Below are 16,611 nucleotides of genomic sequence, written 5' to 3'. Positions count from 1 at the left end.
GCAATTAGTTAGAAAGGCAAACACCTGCGCCAACATGTAAGATAGGATCAGTCATGAGCGATAAAAATCAGCCCAAGCAAGAAAATAGCAACCAAGACAATAAGACTACCTCAAGTAGTTCTAGCGCTGAGCGTTCAGAAAATCAGCAAGGCCTATCTGCGTCGATAAATTTAACAACAACCAAAAGTAGTAAAACACCAGAAAATAAAGCCGATACCGACATCAAAAAAACAAAAGTATCTACTACTGCAAAAATCAATGATAAGAGTAAAACACCTGTGAATAAATCATCTGCGGCTTCTTCAGCAAAAACTTCCGCAACTATAGCAGCTGAAAAACCAAATAAACTATCAAAAACGGCAGTATTGGCATTGCTTCTTGCTTTGCTGGCAATTGCTGCCAGCGTTGTGCATTACTTTTGGGCAGAGCAACAAAAAATACAGTTTACAAAACAATTAAATACTGAGTTTCAAAAACAACTGCAATTAAATCAAACACAGATTTCACAGCAACTTCAGCAACAAAATCAGCAAAGCAGTGCGCAGTTAAAAGCCATAGAAAAAAGCATTCAACACGATACACTGAACAATATCTCTGAGCAGCAGCAAGAGCTCGCTAGAGTTAAACGACAAATGGCAAGTTTAATTCAGAATCAACCAAGTGATTGGTTATTACACGAAGCCGAGTATTTAATTCGTATCGCATCGCGCACCTTATGGTTAGAAAAAGACACCACTGCAGCAATTGGCCTGTTAAATGACGCAGAGCAACGTATTCAAGAGCTTAATGATCCGCAATATTTACCATTACGCCAAACGATTCAACAAGACATTACTAGCCTGCAACTGTTGCCAAAATTAGACACCGATGAAGTGATACTGAAATTGATGGCACTCGCCCAACAAATTGAACGACTACCTTTAGCTACGGTGAAAATTCCAAGTAATGACGAGAAAGCAAGTGATTTAGAGCTAACAGAAAACACGAGTGATTGGCGTGAAAATTTAGCGAAATCATGGAAAAAATTTACTGCTGACTTTATTACGGTAAGCCGAAGAACAGGCAATGTAGAGCCTTTAATGTCACCAAAGTTTCAACAAAATTTACGTGAAAATTTAAACTTGAAAATACAAACAGCTATTTGGGCGGCAAGTAAAAACAATACTGAAATTTATCAGCAATCACTCACAGATATCAGTGCTTGGTTGATCGATTACTTTGATATGAGCGTTATAAGCAACCAGAACTTTATTAAAGCTATTACAGCACTCGATAAAGCAACGATTAGTGCTCAATATCCGATAAAATTAGCATCGTTAGCTAGCATTCGTGATTTGCTTTCCGAGCAAACGCAAACTACACAACCTGATAAGACTGATATAGAAAACTCTGAAAGTTTCAAGAGCGAAAGTAAAGCTGAACCAGCAACCGAGCAGTCTAATGATGAGAATAAAATAGATACGCGTGAGGAAGCATAATGAAACGACTCTTTTTATTATTGCTATTAATATTTGCGGCAGTAGCCCTAAGCCCATTTTTAATCGACGAAAAAGGCTATATCTTAATTGCAATGGGCGATCTAACCATAGAGTCTACAGTAATATCAGCCTCTATCATGCTGATTCTAGCGTTTATAACGCTGTTAATTGCATTGAAAATATTTCGTGGTGGTATTAATTTCAGCTTTGCTGCTTGGAATAAAGTGGCCTTTGCTAGCCGTCGCCGTGCATTACGCGATTTAAACAAAGGTATTGCGGCTTATGTATTAGGCGACTACAAACAAGCTGAGCATTTATTGGCAAAGTCGGCTGATGCATCATCATTAGAGCATATTGCTTATTTAGTTGCTGCTGATGCCGCACAAAAACAAGCGTTAAAACCTAACACCGAACACTATTTAACATTACTAGAGAAAAGTAGTGACACGTTAAAAGCGGCAGGTTTGGAAGCCATTTTAATTAAAATTAAATTACTGATCGGTCAGCAAAATTATCAACAGGCACGTGAGGTTATTGATCAACATCACAAGCATATTGGCCATGATGCTCGTTTATTGTCATTAGAAATAGAACTAAGCTTAATCGAAAAGCGCTTTGACTACGTTATTAAGCAATTGAGTGCGGCAAAGAAACAAAAAACGATTACTTCAACAACCATTACTCAGTGGCAGAACATTGCATTCTATGGCGCTTTTAATCAACAGATAACACAACATGACAACAATGCATTAACTCAATACTGGCAACAATTGCCGAGAAAAACTAAACAAGTTGATGTCATTGTTCTAGCTTATTGTCAGGTATTAGCCGAAAACAATATTCACCAACCCTTAGCAAAAATACTATTACCGGTAATTAAAAAAAGCGCTGATATCAAGTTGTTAAAAGCAATAAGAAGCTTACCAATAACACAAGCTGATGACTTAATTTCTGCTGCGCAAAAGCATTTACATAGTGACCCACACAATGCTCTTTGGCTGTCACTTGTTGCACATTTTGCAGTATTTTCTCAGCAATGGCCTTTAGCTGAAAAAGCATTTAATACTTTGGTTAACCTTGAAGGCACACCTTACGACAACGTGGATTTATTGGCTTTTTCCGAAGTGTTAGAACATCAAAATCAACTAGAAAAAGCTAATCAAGTTTTACGTAAAGTTCATACATAAACACGAATATAATCGTTATCACTTGCTACCACAAAATGATAAAAGCCCTATTTAATAAAAGCCTTTTAGGCTGCTATTAAATAGGACTCTTGTCCTTTGTGTTTTTGCTTACGCTGATACGAGCCCTTTCCTTTTTTAGCATTAATAACTTGTTGCTTATACAGTCGAGAAGTGACCACTGCTGCTAGAAAATTATCCTTTATAATTCCTCGCCCTAGTTCGCATCCAGCATTGTTTCGCTGAACTTTATTTTTTTTAGCCATAAAGCTAGTTCCTTTTTAAATTATTACTTTGGTTAATGGAGAATAAATACCAATATTCATTCTCAAAACGCATTATATCTTAAGCAACCAAATATGCGTAATATATAAACACTCATGAAAATTATTCAGTTTGCAATTACCTTATGAAGTCGCCTGCTCTGAGACCAGAAAAAACGATTAAAATAAAAGCTATAGCTCGACATCACGGCATGTTTATCACCTTAATGGGCTTTATTGCTTTATTGCTAGTGGCTCTTTTATCTAGCTATTTTTGGCAGCAAGCGCGCTTTCCGTTAATGTTCATGCTCTTAACTAGTGGTGTCGCTATATTTATTGGTTTACTAAAATTAGCCGAACCTCAACACAGTTTAATTCTTAAAACTGAAGATATAAGCTTTTATCACCGTCATGGAAAATGGCAACTTTCATGGCATCAAATACATAACGTACATAGCGTAACAAATACGGTCGGTGTAACTAGAGAGGAGTTAAACTATGTCGGTATAAAGTTGCCTTGTGTCGATGTGCTGGTAAATAATATTTCTTTACGCCTTGCGAATCGACTGATTCATGAACAAAAGCCCTTAATTCAATATGCCATTAAGCATAATTTAATCACTTTCGAGCAAGGTATAATAAACTTTGAGCCTTTCCGATTGAAGAATGGTGAGATTATTAAAGGACCATTAGCAGCATTTTTACATCACTGTGAAATACTACGTCAGGCATATGGCGCGCACATATTTATTGCGGCCAATAACCTAAATAGTCCGGTTAATAACTTTGTAGTTTTAGCAAATGACTACTTAAATAATGCTAAAGAAAAAGTGCCATATTTATAGATCTAACCTTGACTATAGATAATACACATCATATTGAATTTATTCGATATCTATATGCCAGTAACTTATTTTGAACATTGACGGTTTTTCACATCGGTTCGATCACTTCGTACTGTTCATTCTGAAAATAAAAAAGCTGAGCACTAGGTGCTCAGCTTTATTAATGTCTGGTAAAATATTGTAATTAAATAAACGCAAAGGCATCAGCAAACATATGTTCCACTAACGCGCCTTTTGCTACGAAATCTTGGCGCACAGCACCAACCATTTCAAAGCGCCCCGCTAAGTAGATATCAAAATCAGCTAAATTATCAATATCGTTCATGACCACTTTATGCACCATACCTAACTTACCGTTCCAATCATCATGCGGTGTTTCGATGACCGGAATAAATTTACCATTAGCCAATTGCTTGATCATGGCAGCAGTTTCTTCTAATTCGTAACAAGCACTTGGATCACGTAAGCCCCAGTAAACAATAACTTCACGCTGTGAATTTTTATTCACTAAGTGTTCAAACATTGATTTTATATACGAAAATCCCGTGCCACCGGCAATAAGCAATAACGGACGTTCACTACTTTCACGCAATTGTGCATTACCAAACGGCATTTCAATAGTCACTTCAGTATTGGCTTTAATGCGCTCAATGACTTGCATTGGGTAACTATCCGAACCAAAGGCACCTATTTGCAATTCTATTAACTCTGCTCCAGGTGCACTAGCAATAGAAAATGGTCGCTTGTCTTCATCACTCATAACAAAGTTTAGATATTGTCCGGCAGCAAAATCAACCGCTTGATTTGGCTTTAACAGCACTTTATAAACATACTCTGTTAACGGCATTATTGCCGCTACCTGACATTTAATCTCATTCATTAATTATTACCTTATGACTACTTTATGGCAAAAAGTAGGTGTTTAATTTATCTAATTTAAAATATTTAGTTCATGCCAAATATCATCTACTTGGTCTTTAACTGATTGTGTCATTTCAATGGGTTCACCCCATTCTCGGTCAGTTTCGCCAGGCCATTTATTAGTGGCATCCATGCCCATTTTAGAACCTAACCCTGAAACAGGAGAAGCAAAATCTAAATAATCTATCGGTGTATTTTCTATTAATACAGTATCACGGCTTGGATCCATACGAGTGGTCATTGCCCAAATCACATCTTTCCAATCACGCGCATTGACGTCATCATCACAAACAATAACAAATTTGGTATACATAAATTGACGCAAGAATGACCATACGCCCATCATCACCCGTTTCGCATGACCAGCATATTGCTTTTTAATGGTTACAACCGCTAAACGGTATGAACAGCCTTCTGGCGGTAAATAGAAATCTTGAATTTCTGGAAACTGCTTTTGCAAAATAGGTACAAACACTTCATTTAATGCCACACCTAAAATAGCTGGCTCATCAGGTGGACGGCCAGTATAAGTACTGTGATAAATAGGCTCTTTACGATGAGTAATGTGTGTAACAGTAAACACTGGGAAGTCATCAACTTCATTATAATAACCGGTATGATCACCGTATGGACCTTCAGGAGCTAACTCTTCTGGGTCAATGTAACCTTCTAAAACAATTTCAGCGCTAGCAGGTACTTCCAATTCGTTGCTAATACATTTTGCCACTTCGGTTTTACTTCCACGTAGCAAGCCAGCAAAAGCATACTCAGATAGCGTATCAGGAACCGGGGTTACTGCGCCCAAAATAGTGGCAGGATCAGCTCCCAACGCCACGGCAACTGGATACTTCTCCCCTGGAAATGCTTTTTTAAATTCTTGAAAGTCTAATGCGCCGCCACGATGTGATAACCATCGCATTATCACTTTATTACGACCCAAAAGTTGATTACGATAAATACCTAAATTCTGTCGTTCCTTGTGTGGGCCTTTCGTTACTGTTAAACCCCAAGTAATGAGTGGTGCAACATCACCTGGCCAACATTTTTGAATAGGTAATTTAGTTAAATCAACATCATCACCTTCAATAACAACTTGCTGGCAAACTGGCTTCTTGACCACTTTAACAGGCATATTTAGCACTTGCTTATAAAGCGGCAACTTATCCATAGCATCGCGAAAGCCTTTTGGTGGTTCAGGCTCTTTTAATGTCGCTAACAACTTGCCAACATCACGTAAGGCGCTAACATTTTCTTGACCCATGGCAAGTGCAACACGTTCAGGGGTACCAAACAAGTTAGTTAAAACAGGCATACCATGCGGATTACCATCTTTATCAACTGGGTTCTCAAATAATAATGCGGGACCTTCTTGGCGCAGAGTACGATCACTGATTTCTGTCATAGTTAAATCAGTAGAAATAGGCTGACTAATACGTTTTAACTGGCCTAAATTCTCAAGTTGATCGATAAAATCTCTTAAATCACTGTATTTCATAATCGATATAGACTAAAAATTTTTCATGCATTATAACGGTAACAAGCCAAAGAACGCTAATACCAATTAATATCATTCTTTAATCAGTAATATTCATTTAACTAAAGCGCCAGCAATGCTTTTCGTTTTTTCATCACTTGTTGATATGCACTATGAACCTTCTCAACGATATGATCGCTACTAAGCCTACTAAATGCCATAAATAAATCAATTGACGAAATATCTAGCTTATACAAAGGTTTTAGCGCCTCGCAATTAAAAGCATATTGCAGGCATATCGCCTGAAAACTTGATTGGTTCGCTGGTAATAAGTCAATTCGCTTCTGTGCAAATAAATGGAAATTTTGTGTGCCTTGTACAACGGTTGTTAAATTTTTAAAGCCATTAGCTCTTAAATGCTGATCAACAGCACTATCTCTTACTGTACCGATACGATAGTTCTTTAAAGCTGCTATTGGTGTACTAAAACCAATATTTGCGTCAACCGCACCGTACAAATAGTAATCTAATGCCATGATACGCCCAATCCATTTGAAATGTTTTTCTCGTGCAGGAGTTCTAGCTAATGAGTAAATAAGCACATTAGGCTCTGTTCTTGCTAAATAATAAGCCCTAGCCCAAGGTAACACTTCAATATCGTATTTAAGGTTAGCGGTAATTAACACTTGTTCCACGAGCTTTGTCGCTGGGCCGGTAATTACTCCATTTTCAATATACTGCACGGGAAAGGTGTCTTCTGTTACCACTTTGATGTGAATATCTACTTGCTCTTCAAATGCTAGCGCGCGATAGCTAACAAGTGATATCAATAGACAAAAAACAGCAGCACAACGCATAAATGGTCTTTGCATGATTAAAATAACAGCATATGATTAAAAAAAATGCGCATACTACACTATTAACTTTAATTTGTCGTATAATTTTTATACAAGTTCATTTACAACTTAGAAAATCATTATCAAGGATTCGTTTTAATGAAAAAAGCACTTTATACACTGTTTGTTTTCTTTTTAGTGCCAAATATCGCACATGCAAACTGTAGTGATGAAAACTATCAAGCATTCGATTTTTGGCTAGGAAAATGGCATGTAACAAGCTCAGCCGATAATATCACCCGCTTTAATACCATAAATAAAGTTAATAATGGCTGCACAATTATAGAAGAATATAGTTCGCCAAGTGGCTATGTTGGAAAAAGCCTTAATATTTACGATAAACAAACCAAGCAATGGCATCAAACTTGGACAGATAGCTCAGGTTTACTGCTACAATTGCAAGGTGGTATCGAGAAAGGTTCAATGGTGATGACAGGAGAAACCATAGGGCAAAACCAAGAAGTAGTAATAAATAAAATAAGTTGGACGCCGCATAAAGATGGTACCGTTCAGCAACATTGGCAATTTAGCCAAGATAATGGCAAAACTTGGCAAACAGCCTTTGATGGCCTTTATACAAAAAACATCGAAAAATAATATTATCAGACATAAAAAATGCCAGCATATTTGCTGGCATTTTTATGTTAACAACTAAGTCTATTGACGTTTCATTGAATCAAAAAACTCATTATTCGTTTTCGTCATCGCAAGTTTATCAATCATAAACTCCATCGCATCAATTTCACCCATTTCATGAACAATCTTGCGTAAAATCCACATTTTTTGTAATTCATCAGGCTTAGTTAACAACTCTTCACGACGAGTACCACTGCGGTTAAAGTGAATAGCTGGGAATACACGTTTTTCAGCGATCTTACGAGAAAGGTGTAATTCCATATTACCTGTACCTTTAAATTCTTCGTAAATAACTTCATCCATTTTAGAGCCAGTTTCAACTAACGCCGTAGCAATAATAGTTAAGCTGCCACCTTCTTCAATATTACGAGCGGCACCGAAGAAACGTTTTGGACGATGTAAAGCATTAGCATCAACACCACCAGTTAAGATTTTACCAGACGATGGAATAACCGTGTTATATGCACGCGCTAAACGAGTGATTGAATCAAGTAGAATCACTACGTCTTTTTTGTGTTCAACTAAACGCTTGGCTTTTTCAATGACCATTTCAGCAACTTGCACATGACGATTTGCTGGCTCATCAAATGTTGAAGCAACTACTTCACCTTTAACTAAGCGCTGCATCTCTGTAACTTCTTCCGGACGCTCATCGATAAGCAAAACCATTAACTCTGCTTCAGGATGATTATGAGCAATACTTTGCGCAATATTCTGTAGCAATAGCGTTTTACCAGCTTTTGGCGGAGCAACAATCAAACCACGTTGACCTTTACCAATTGGCGACGCTAAATCTAGAACACGTGCTGTAATATCTTCTGTCGAGCCATTACCACGTTCCATGGTAATACGATCAGTTGGATGAATCGGCGTTAAGTTTTCAAAAAGGATTTTATTACGAGAGTTTTCTGGGCGGTCAAAGTTTACTTCTGTAACTTTTAGCAGGGCAAAATAACGTTCGCCTTTCTTAGGTGCTCTAATCTTGCCATGAATAGTGTCACCGGTACGCATACTAAAGCGTCGAATCTGGCTTGGAGACACATAAATATCATCAGGACCCGCTAAATACGATGAGTCTGCCGAACGCAAAAAACCAAAGCCGTCTTGCAGTATTTCTAAAACACCACCACCGAAAATGTCGTTGTCATTTTCAGCATGCTTTTTAAGAATTGCAAAAATAATGTCTTGTTTACGTGTTCTTGCTAGGTCTTCTAGCTGCATAGATTCAGCTAGTTTAACCAATTCATTGATGGTTTTTTCTTTAAGTTCGGTAAGATTCATAGTGGAGGTTTCTTAAACTATTTAGGTTGTTATGCTGTGCCGTTTGGCAATTTAGAATGTTTGAGTATGATTTTTGAAATGTTATTTTCTTTCGAATGTTAAACTTAGCACTAAAAACAAAACAGGTAAAGGATCACATGCTTGATCTTTGACTAAAAAACAAAAAGGCCCGAAAATCGGACCTTTTTATTACAAGTTGTTATCAATAAACTCTTTAAGTTGAGTTTTAGATAGGGCGCCAACTTTAGTATCTGCAACTACGCCATCTTTAAATAGTAACAAGGTAGGAATACCACGAATACCATACTTAGGCGGAGTATTTGAATTTTGGTCAATGTTTAATTTACCAACAGTCACCTTGTCAGCGTATTCTTCAGCAACGTCGTTTAACAACGGCGCGATCATTTTACATGGACCACACCACTCAGCCCAGAAATCAACTAGAACAAGGCCTGATGCATTGATCACATCAGAGTCAAAACTATCATCAGTTAACTGAACAATTTTATCGCTCATTTATATCTCCATTAATGGTGGCACTATGCCAATTGGTTAAGATTATACCTTCATCATCTTGAATTACCAACAATCATATATAACAGTTATGGGCATTTAATTTCAAAATCAACTAATAGTGTCAATATAACAATGAAATTCACTAATTCTCGTTTCTATTAAATAGCGTAACCTGTTAAGCTAGCGGTATGAAAAAAACACACTTAACTGAAATAAAGTTCTCGGAACTTAAGCTCGAGCCAACAGTAGTTACTGGCCTCGAATCAATGGGCTTTGAATATTGCACCTCAATTCAAGCAAAGTCTCTTCCTATTCTGCTAACCGGTAAAGATATTGCTGGTCAAGCACAAACAGGTGAAGGTAAAACCATCGCCTTTTTAGCGGCAACATTTCATCATTTATTACAAAAGAAAGATGTTACCCATAATCAACCTCGTGCCCTTATCATGGCACCAACACGTGAACTTGCTATTCAAATTCACCGCGATGCCATTGAAATGGCCAAAAGCACTGGCTTACGCTTAGGTTGTGTTTATGGTGGTGAAGGTTACGAAAGTCAACGCCAGGAATTAGAGCAAGGTGTTGATATTTTAATTGGTACTTGTGGCCGCTTAATTGATTACTTAAAACAGGGCGTTTATAACCTAAACAATATTGAAGCAGTAGTGCTTGATGAAGCCGATCGTATGTTCGATTTAGGCTTTATTAAAGACATTCGCTATATGTTTAGAAAAATGCCGGTCGCAACTGAACGTTTAAGCATGCTATTTTCAGCAACGTTATCATTTCGTGTTAAAGAATTAGCATTTGAACACATGAATGAGCCTGACAGTGTTGAAGTTGAGCCAGAGCAAAAAACCAATGTTCGTATTTCAGAAGAGCTATTTTATCCTTCAAACGAAGATAAAATGCCTTTACTACAAACATTGATTGAAGAGGATTGGCCAGAGAAAGCAATTATATTTGCCAATACTAAACACGTTTGTGAAAAAATACATGCACACCTTGATGCCGATAAAATTCGCGTAGGCTTATTAACTGGCGATGTTATGCAGAAGAAGCGCCTTAAGATTTTAGAGCAGTTTACTGCCGGGCAACTCGACATATTAGTTGCTACAGATGTTGCCGCTCGCGGTTTACATATTCCAGCGGTAACACATGTTTTTAACTACGACTTGCCAGACGACTGCGAAGATTATGTTCATCGTATCGGACGTACAGGTAGAGCAGGGGCGACAGGCCATGCCATTAGTTTAGCCTGTGAACAATATGTATTTAACTTGCCAGCCATTGAAACCTACATTGAACATGCACTGCCTGTGAGTAAATATGATCATGACGCCTTACTAACAGATTTACCAAAACCTAAACCTCGTCAACGTCGCCATAAACCTCATAATGGTGGTCAGAACCGCAGTCGTAGCGGTGGTAATAGGCAACAAAGGAACCGTTAGTTCATGGCGTTCACCAAAGAAGAGTCTTTATCGCCTCTGTATGCGGTGATCGACTTAGGCTCTAACAGCTTTCATATGCTGATCACTCGACAACTTGCTGATAGCGTGCAAGTTGTCGACAAAGTGAAACGTAAGGTTCGTTTAGCATCAGGCTTAGATAACAATAACATTTTGTCTGAGTCAGCAATGGCAAAAGGCTTAGAGTGCTTAAATTTTTTTGCTGAACGCTTACAGGATATTCCTGCACAAAATATTCGTATTGTTGCCACTGCAACATTGAGGCTGGCGGTTAATCGCGACTTATTTATTGCTCAAGCTGAGCAAATTTTAGCCAACAAAATAAACTTATTAAGTGGCATTGAAGAAGCGAAGAATATTTATTTGGGTGTTGCACACACCAGTTGTAGTGCCGACAAACGACTAATTTTGGATATTGGTGGTGCAAGTACCGAAATCATTGCAGGACACAGTTTTGAAGTAAAAAAAGCCCTAAGTCTCGACATTGGCTGTGTTACCTTCAATCAACGATTTTTTCCAAACGGTACCATAAGCAAAAATAACTTTATTCAGGCTATCAGTGCGGCCGAGCAAGTTATTAAACCTATTCGAGATGAATATTTAAATATCGGATGGCAGTGCGTTTTAGGTAGTTCAGGTACCATGCAAGCGCTCGCAGAAATTCTGATTTATCAACATAAACCAACAACACTTTCCCTAAACTTTTTATATCAAATTCAGCAAGAATTACTCAATTTTGAAAATGTAAACGCGATAAACATTGTCGGCCTGTCATCAGAACGCAGCCCTGTAATTGCAAGCGGTTTAGCCATTTTAATCGCCTTATTTAAGCAATTTTCTATTGAAAAGTTAGAGCTTTCTAGTGGCGCACTGAGAGAGGGGTTGCTTTATGAGATGCTACCTAATAGCCGCGACACTAACATTCGTCAGCGAACAATAAATGCATTATCTCAACGATTCCATATTGACCAAGCACATGCAAACAATGTCAAGCATCAAGTTGAGAAACTCTTTCTCCAGGTAAGTTCTAGCTGGCAATTACCGAGAGATAATGCTTATAAAATTTTATTAGCAAGTTGTGATCTACACGAAGCTGGCCTGTTGTTAGCGTATAAAAATCATCAATGCCATAGCGCCTATATATTAAATCATGCTGACTTGCCTGGTTTTAGTTTTACCGATCGCCAACTGTTAGTCATGTTGGTAAAGTTATATAAAGGCGAAATTGAACATAAAGTGTTAGTCGAGCAATCGGCAGTGAATATCCCTCAAGCAAAAAAGCTGTTAACTTTACTTCGTTTAGCCATTGTTTTATGTCGCCGACGCACTAATGAACCCTTGCCTGATTGCGTAGTAAACGTTACAGAAAAAGCAATTCAGCTAACTGTACCTAATACTTGGTTATCCCAACATCCATTAATCGCCGATGAATTACAGCAAGAATCCCATCACCTTAGCTGTGTGGACATAACTTTAACAATTAGCTGTTAATAGCTTTTTTCGCCGCCCAAACATTTGCAAAGATAACTATACTGGCCCCTAATATCATTAACGGTGTCAGTAACTCATTCAGAAATATACTCGCGGCAACAATACCATAAATAGGCTCTAAGGATACACCAATACTGGCAGTAGAGGCATGTAAACGTGTAAGCGATAAATTGTAAAGACTATGCGCCAGAGCAGTGAATACAACACCTAGAAGCACCAGCAACGACAACTCAGTAAATGTAATTTCAAAATCATTAAACAAGATCACGGGAATTAAGAGTAAGCTAGCAAATAGATTTTGGTAACACGCAACGTGTTGTGGTGATATTTTTCGAACATATTTACGGTTCAAAATGGCTAATATGGCAAACAATAGTGCCGAGATAAAACCCCAAAATATGCCATCTAGTGTGCTCGTTGTAAGCTCCTCCCAAGGTAAAACAAGTGCTACGCCAATTAAAGTTAGCAGAGCTTGAGTTAAGGAGTCTTTACGAAAAGATAACTTAAAAAATAATGGTTCAAAAACACTGACAATAACAGGAAATGTCGCAAAAGTGATCAAACCAATAGCAACACTAGACACCTGAATAGCGTAAAAGAAACTTAACCAATGTAGTGCTAGAACCGCGCCAGTGACTGCCATAAGTACTATATATTTATTGCTTATAATTAACGATTGAGCTTTTATAACACGGATAAAAACTCCCAGCGCTATAGCGGCAAAAGCTGCTCGACCAAAAACAATAACACTAGCCGAAACGGTTAACCATTTAGCGAATAAACCTGATAGGGCAAATAATAAAACCGCGCTATGTAGCGCGATCATTGCAGTGCGATAACTTGTCATCTATTAACTAGTAATTGACAACTAAGCGTCTTCTTTTAACCAACGTGCCACTTGCTTGGCAAAATAAGTCAAAATGCCATCAGCGCCGGCACGTTTAAATGCCAATAATCCTTCCATAACACAAGGCTTTTCGGCTAACCAACCATTTTGTATTGCTGCCATATGCATGGCATATTCACCACTAACTTGATAAGCATAAGTTGGCACTTGAAAGTTATCCTTAACACGACGAACTATATCTAAATAAGGCATACCCGGCTTAACCATCACCATATCAGCCCCTTCATGAATATCTTGAGCAATTTCGTGTAGCGCTTCATTACTATTAGCTGGATCCATTTGGTAAGAGTACTTATTACCGCCTTTAATATTTCCAGCTGAACCGACTGCATCACGAAATGGGCCATAATAATTTGAAGCATATTTGGCTGAATAGGCCAATATTTTAGTATTAACAAAATGATGCTTTTCTAATTCTTCGCGAATAGCACCGATACGACCATCCATCATATCTGACGGGGCCACAACATCAGCACCGGCTTGGGCGTGGGATAAAGCTTGTTTCACTAAAATATCTTTAGTGACCTCATTTAAAACATAACCTTCTTCATCGATAATGCCATCTTGTCCATGGGTAGTGAAAGGGTCTAATGCGACGTCGGTAATCACACCTAGCGAAGGAAACTTCGCTTTAATTGCGCGCACTGTGCGCTGTGCTAAACCATCTTCGTTATATGCCTCTTCTGCCATTAACGACTTACTTTCTGCCGGTGTTACTGGGAATATAGCAATGGCAGGAATACCTAAATCTACTAATTCTTGGCACTCCTCAAGCAATAGATCAATACTTTTGCGTTCAACGCCAGGCATTGAGTCTATAACTTCACGTTGATTTTCACCTTCCAAAACAAAAACGGGATAAATAAGGTCGTTAACCGTCAGCTGATGTTCAGACATTAAACGACGAGAAAAATCATCGCTGCGCATACGACGCAAACGGCGTGCTGGATATTGACCAAAGGCATTGTTCATATTAATTTCCTACAGTAATTTAAATTTCGCTTAACAAACTGACTTGCACTTGGTCTCGACCAGCTTGTTTCGCTTTATATAGCGCGCTATCTGCACTTGCAAAAATAGCTTCTGGTATAATATTCTTTTCTTGATGGTACGTTGTGACGCCACAGCTTACCGTTAAACTAATTTGCGTCTCATTACCAAAAACTCGTTGCTCACGAATAGTTTGGCAAACCTCCTGTGCTAATGCCAATGCACCTTTGGCGTCGGTTTCCGGTAAAATTAAGCAAAATTCTTCACCACCATAGCGACAACCAATATCCGTACTGCGTCGTAATAACGATTTGATAATTTTAGCCGTCGCGATAATGCACTTGTCACCCATTAAGTGACCATAATTATCATTCACTTTTTTGAAATGATCTATATCCACTATAATAAGACTCAGTGGTGTTAAATTTCGCCGACTTCGTCTAAATTCCGCCAGTGACTTTTGATCGTAATAGCGACGATTATAAAGGCCAGATAATTCATCTATTGTGCTTTTATCTTTAAGCTCCTGATTAGCAACCTCTAGCTCTTGTAATGCAATATTAAGTTCGAGCGTTCGTTCTTGCACACGACTTTCGAGTAGCTCTTGTCCTTCTTGTTGCACGGCAAAAAGTTCTTTTTGCGCGAGCTCTGAAGCCTCAGCACTTGCTAGTACTTGTTTTTGTGCCAATTTCACATCTTGTAAATGACTATGATAACGACGTCCCATAATATAAGTTACCATTACCGCCATCGACCAAAAGGCAAACATATCAATACAATTAATAACTTTTACTGTTACATCAGCAAAGTGTAAGCCATAGGCAACTAAATTAAAGCATATCTGTATGATCAGCATTGCGGAATATATCGCTGACAAACGGCTTTGTTTTTCCGGTAAATTTCTTGCGATATAGAGTAAGGAAAGTAAACCTACACTGGTTAGCACTTGCGTTAATAGAATAATATCTATGCGTGTTAGAAAGTAACTTATTGGAATAAGTAAGAGAAAGATTAGAGCTAACCGCTGTAACCATACATAATAATGATAAGCATGTTTTTTAAGCGCAAATAGATTAGCAGTAAAGCTCATCAATATGATGACAGATAACGCAGCGAGCAGTGTGTGCTCAATCTTCATGAAATCAACGTTATGAGTGAATAAAGCCATAATAGAAATACCACCATCGGCAAGAACCCACAATGACTTAATCGAAAAATATAATGCTAAAATGGCCATGCTAAAGCTACGTAATGCCCGTGCCCAAGCAAAACACATAAATGACAAAATTAAACTACTACCAATAAAGCTGTGTTGGAGGTGCAAGTGCGCTGAAGAAGGTAAAATTGACGTTTGCTCAGCAATGGTAGTCATGCCAACAACTTGTGCAACAGCAAAAAGTGGCACTAGCATCATACATATCGCAAGAGCTAATAAATTAACCTTAGCCATGTTCAGCTCTTATTTTAAAAACGCTTTCACTATTACGTCGAGTTTGGGTAATTAACTCCCGTTCACTGCAACCGATTAACTCCGCTAGCATAGCGACAACATAAGTTAGATAACTCGGTTCATTACGACTACTTTTAGGTTTTGGCCGAATAGTTCTTGGCGTTAAGTAAGGTGCATCTGTTTCTATCATTAATTGTTCAAGAGGAATCAAAGGCACAATTTCTCGTAACGCTTGCCCACGTCTTTCGTCACAAACCCAGCCTGTAATTCCAATATACATTCCAGCATCTAAACATTGCTGTAATTCAATTTTATTACCGGTAAAACAATGGGCAACTAAAGCGGGTACTCTACCAAAATAGGGTTTTAAAATATTAAACCAAGGTTCGAAAGCGTCACGTTGATGTAAAAATAGTGGTAACTGTACGTCATGCGCTAAGGCAACTTGCTCATTAAAAACACGTTGTTGGTTTTCAGAAGTTGAAAAGTTTCGATTAAAGTCTAAACCGCATTCACCTATTGCTTTTACACAAGGTTGCTCAGCAAAATGAGCCAAAGTTTTCAAGTAATCACTTGTGACATTGTCCGCATCATGAGGGTGCACACCTGCAGTGGCATATAAAAAGTTCGGATGTTGCTGGCAAAGGGATATGGCCCGCTCACTCTCATTGACACTAGTGCCCGTTACCAGCATGGCACTGATATTTGCACGTTTAGCACGCTCGACAACTGCTAAGCGATCTTTATCAAAACGTGCATTGGTTAAGTTAACACCAATATCAATCAAAAGTGGGCCTTTCTAAATGG

16 protein-coding genes are annotated in these 16,611 nt (G+C 38.2%); 6 read left to right on the top strand and 10 right to left on the bottom strand.

The window, feature by feature from the left end:
- The first annotated feature begins 53 nt into the window (after positions 1-53).
- The gene (locus tag AC27E9_RS00700; RefSeq protein ID WP_487126326.1) at positions 54-1,478 is read left to right on the top strand and encodes a uroporphyrinogen-III C-methyltransferase; all 1,425 of its coding nucleotides are present in this window, start codon (positions 54-56) and stop codon (positions 1,476-1,478) included.
- Complete coding sequence (locus AC27E9_RS00695) at positions 1,478-2,665, top strand: heme biosynthesis HemY N-terminal domain-containing protein (RefSeq protein WP_487126325.1); 1,188 nt, start codon at positions 1,478-1,480, stop codon at positions 2,663-2,665. Before AC27E9_RS00700 ends, AC27E9_RS00695 begins: the two co-directional genes overlap by 1 nt.
- A 65-nt stretch (positions 2,666-2,730) precedes the next feature.
- On the opposite strand, the gene arfA is transcribed toward AC27E9_RS00695, so the two are convergent.
- Positions 2,731-2,928, bottom strand: a complete 198-nt coding sequence (gene arfA / locus AC27E9_RS00690) for an alternative ribosome rescue factor ArfA (RefSeq protein ID WP_487126324.1) — start codon at positions 2,926-2,928, stop codon at positions 2,731-2,733.
- 143 nt (positions 2,929-3,071) lie between these two features.
- On the opposite strand from arfA, the gene AC27E9_RS00685 reads away from it, so the two are divergent.
- Positions 3,072-3,770, top strand: coding sequence for a DUF2982 domain-containing protein (locus AC27E9_RS00685; protein WP_487126323.1), 699 nt, complete (start codon positions 3,072-3,074; stop codon positions 3,768-3,770).
- Between the two features lie 184 nt (positions 3,771-3,954).
- On the opposite strand, the gene fre is transcribed toward AC27E9_RS00685, so the two are convergent.
- The 3 genes from fre to AC27E9_RS00670 form a co-directional block, all read right to left on the bottom strand.
- Positions 3,955-4,650, bottom strand: a complete 696-nt coding sequence (gene fre / locus AC27E9_RS00680) for an NAD(P)H-flavin reductase (RefSeq protein WP_487126322.1) — start codon at positions 4,648-4,650, stop codon at positions 3,955-3,957.
- 51 nt (positions 4,651-4,701) lie between these two features.
- The gene (gene ubiD, locus AC27E9_RS00675; protein ID WP_487126321.1) at positions 4,702-6,186 is read right to left on the bottom strand and encodes a 4-hydroxy-3-polyprenylbenzoate decarboxylase; all 1,485 of its coding nucleotides are present in this window, start codon (positions 6,184-6,186) and stop codon (positions 4,702-4,704) included.
- Between the two features lie 101 nt (positions 6,187-6,287).
- On the bottom strand, positions 6,288-7,037 hold the full coding sequence (locus AC27E9_RS00670) for a substrate-binding periplasmic protein (protein WP_487126320.1): 750 nt from the start codon (positions 7,035-7,037) through the stop codon (positions 6,288-6,290).
- A 123-nt stretch (positions 7,038-7,160) separates the two neighbouring features.
- Between AC27E9_RS00670 and AC27E9_RS00665 the strand changes: the two genes are divergently transcribed.
- Positions 7,161-7,658, top strand: a complete 498-nt coding sequence (locus tag AC27E9_RS00665; protein WP_487126319.1) for a hypothetical protein — start codon at positions 7,161-7,163, stop codon at positions 7,656-7,658.
- A gap of 60 nt (positions 7,659-7,718) precedes the next feature.
- Here AC27E9_RS00665 and rho read toward each other — a convergent pair whose 3' ends face one another.
- Together rho and trxA are read right to left on the bottom strand one after the other, a co-directional pair.
- A complete protein-coding gene (rho, locus tag AC27E9_RS00660; protein ID WP_487078195.1) occupies positions 7,719-8,978 on the bottom strand; it encodes a transcription termination factor Rho in 1,260 nt (419 codons plus the stop codon).
- 189 nt (positions 8,979-9,167) lie between these two features.
- Complete coding sequence (trxA, locus tag AC27E9_RS00655; protein ID WP_085300150.1) at positions 9,168-9,494, bottom strand: thioredoxin TrxA; 327 nt, start codon at positions 9,492-9,494, stop codon at positions 9,168-9,170.
- A 188-nt stretch (positions 9,495-9,682) separates the two neighbouring features.
- On the opposite strand from trxA, the gene rhlB reads away from it, so the two are divergent.
- Together rhlB and AC27E9_RS00645 are read left to right on the top strand one after the other, a co-directional pair.
- A complete protein-coding gene (rhlB, locus tag AC27E9_RS00650; protein WP_487126318.1) occupies positions 9,683-10,948 on the top strand; it encodes an ATP-dependent RNA helicase RhlB in 1,266 nt (421 codons plus the stop codon).
- 3 nt (positions 10,949-10,951) lie between these two features.
- Positions 10,952-12,457, top strand: a complete 1,506-nt coding sequence (locus tag AC27E9_RS00645) for a Ppx/GppA phosphatase family protein (protein WP_487126317.1) — start codon at positions 10,952-10,954, stop codon at positions 12,455-12,457.
- On the opposite strand, the gene AC27E9_RS00640 is transcribed toward AC27E9_RS00645, so the two are convergent.
- From AC27E9_RS00640 to AC27E9_RS00625, 4 genes are read right to left on the bottom strand one after another with little or no spacing between them, the layout of a single operon-like run.
- Positions 12,447-13,304, bottom strand: coding sequence for a DMT family transporter (locus AC27E9_RS00640; RefSeq protein WP_487126316.1), 858 nt, complete (start codon positions 13,302-13,304; stop codon positions 12,447-12,449). The genes AC27E9_RS00645 and AC27E9_RS00640 overlap by 11 nt on opposite strands.
- A 21-nt stretch (positions 13,305-13,325) precedes the next feature.
- Positions 13,326-14,336, bottom strand: coding sequence for a porphobilinogen synthase (gene hemB / locus AC27E9_RS00635; RefSeq protein WP_487126315.1), 1,011 nt, complete (start codon positions 14,334-14,336; stop codon positions 13,326-13,328).
- A gap of 19 nt (positions 14,337-14,355) precedes the next feature.
- Positions 14,356-15,804, bottom strand: a complete 1,449-nt coding sequence (locus AC27E9_RS00630; RefSeq protein WP_487126314.1) for a sensor domain-containing diguanylate cyclase — start codon at positions 15,802-15,804, stop codon at positions 14,356-14,358.
- Positions 15,797-16,591 (bottom strand): TatD family hydrolase, encoded by a 795-nt coding sequence (locus AC27E9_RS00625; protein ID WP_487126313.1) that lies wholly within the window; start codon positions 16,589-16,591, stop codon positions 15,797-15,799. The genes AC27E9_RS00630 and AC27E9_RS00625 overlap by 8 nt, the downstream gene beginning before the upstream one ends.
- Positions 16,592-16,611: the final 20 nt, after the last annotated feature.

The sequence above is a fragment of the Colwellia meonggei genome (genome assembly GCF_057537295.1).
This window is presented reverse-complemented; position numbering and strand designations above follow the sequence as displayed.

Excerpts from the sequence above, each read along its gene's own strand:
- AC27E9_RS00700 (WP_487126326.1), top strand. The coding sequence starts at position 54 with ATGAGCGATAAAAATCAGCCCAAGCAAGAAAATAGCAACCAAGACAAT.
- AC27E9_RS00695 (WP_487126325.1), top strand. The coding sequence starts at position 1,478 with ATGAAACGACTCTTTTTATTATTGCTATTAATATTTGCGGCAGTAGCC.
- arfA (WP_487126324.1), bottom strand. The coding sequence starts at position 2,928 with ATGGCTAAAAAAAATAAAGTTCAGCGAAACAATGCTGGATGCGAACTA.
- AC27E9_RS00685 (WP_487126323.1), top strand. The coding sequence starts at position 3,072 with ATGAAGTCGCCTGCTCTGAGACCAGAAAAAACGATTAAAATAAAAGCT.
- fre (WP_487126322.1), bottom strand. The coding sequence starts at position 4,650 with ATGAATGAGATTAAATGTCAGGTAGCGGCAATAATGCCGTTAACAGAG.
- ubiD (WP_487126321.1), bottom strand. The coding sequence starts at position 6,186 with ATGAAATACAGTGATTTAAGAGATTTTATCGATCAACTTGAGAATTTA.
- AC27E9_RS00670 (WP_487126320.1), bottom strand. The coding sequence starts at position 7,037 with ATGCAAAGACCATTTATGCGTTGTGCTGCTGTTTTTTGTCTATTGATA.
- AC27E9_RS00665 (WP_487126319.1), top strand. The coding sequence starts at position 7,161 with ATGAAAAAAGCACTTTATACACTGTTTGTTTTCTTTTTAGTGCCAAAT.
- rho (WP_487078195.1), bottom strand. The coding sequence starts at position 8,978 with ATGAATCTTACCGAACTTAAAGAAAAAACCATCAATGAATTGGTTAAA.
- trxA (WP_085300150.1), bottom strand. The coding sequence starts at position 9,494 with ATGAGCGATAAAATTGTTCAGTTAACTGATGATAGTTTTGACTCTGAT.
- rhlB (WP_487126318.1), top strand. The coding sequence starts at position 9,683 with ATGAAAAAAACACACTTAACTGAAATAAAGTTCTCGGAACTTAAGCTC.
- AC27E9_RS00645 (WP_487126317.1), top strand. The coding sequence starts at position 10,952 with ATGGCGTTCACCAAAGAAGAGTCTTTATCGCCTCTGTATGCGGTGATC.
- AC27E9_RS00640 (WP_487126316.1), bottom strand. The coding sequence starts at position 13,304 with ATGACAAGTTATCGCACTGCAATGATCGCGCTACATAGCGCGGTTTTA.
- hemB (WP_487126315.1), bottom strand. The coding sequence starts at position 14,336 with ATGAACAATGCCTTTGGTCAATATCCAGCACGCCGTTTGCGTCGTATG.
- AC27E9_RS00630 (WP_487126314.1), bottom strand. The coding sequence starts at position 15,804 with ATGGCTAAGGTTAATTTATTAGCTCTTGCGATATGTATGATGCTAGTG.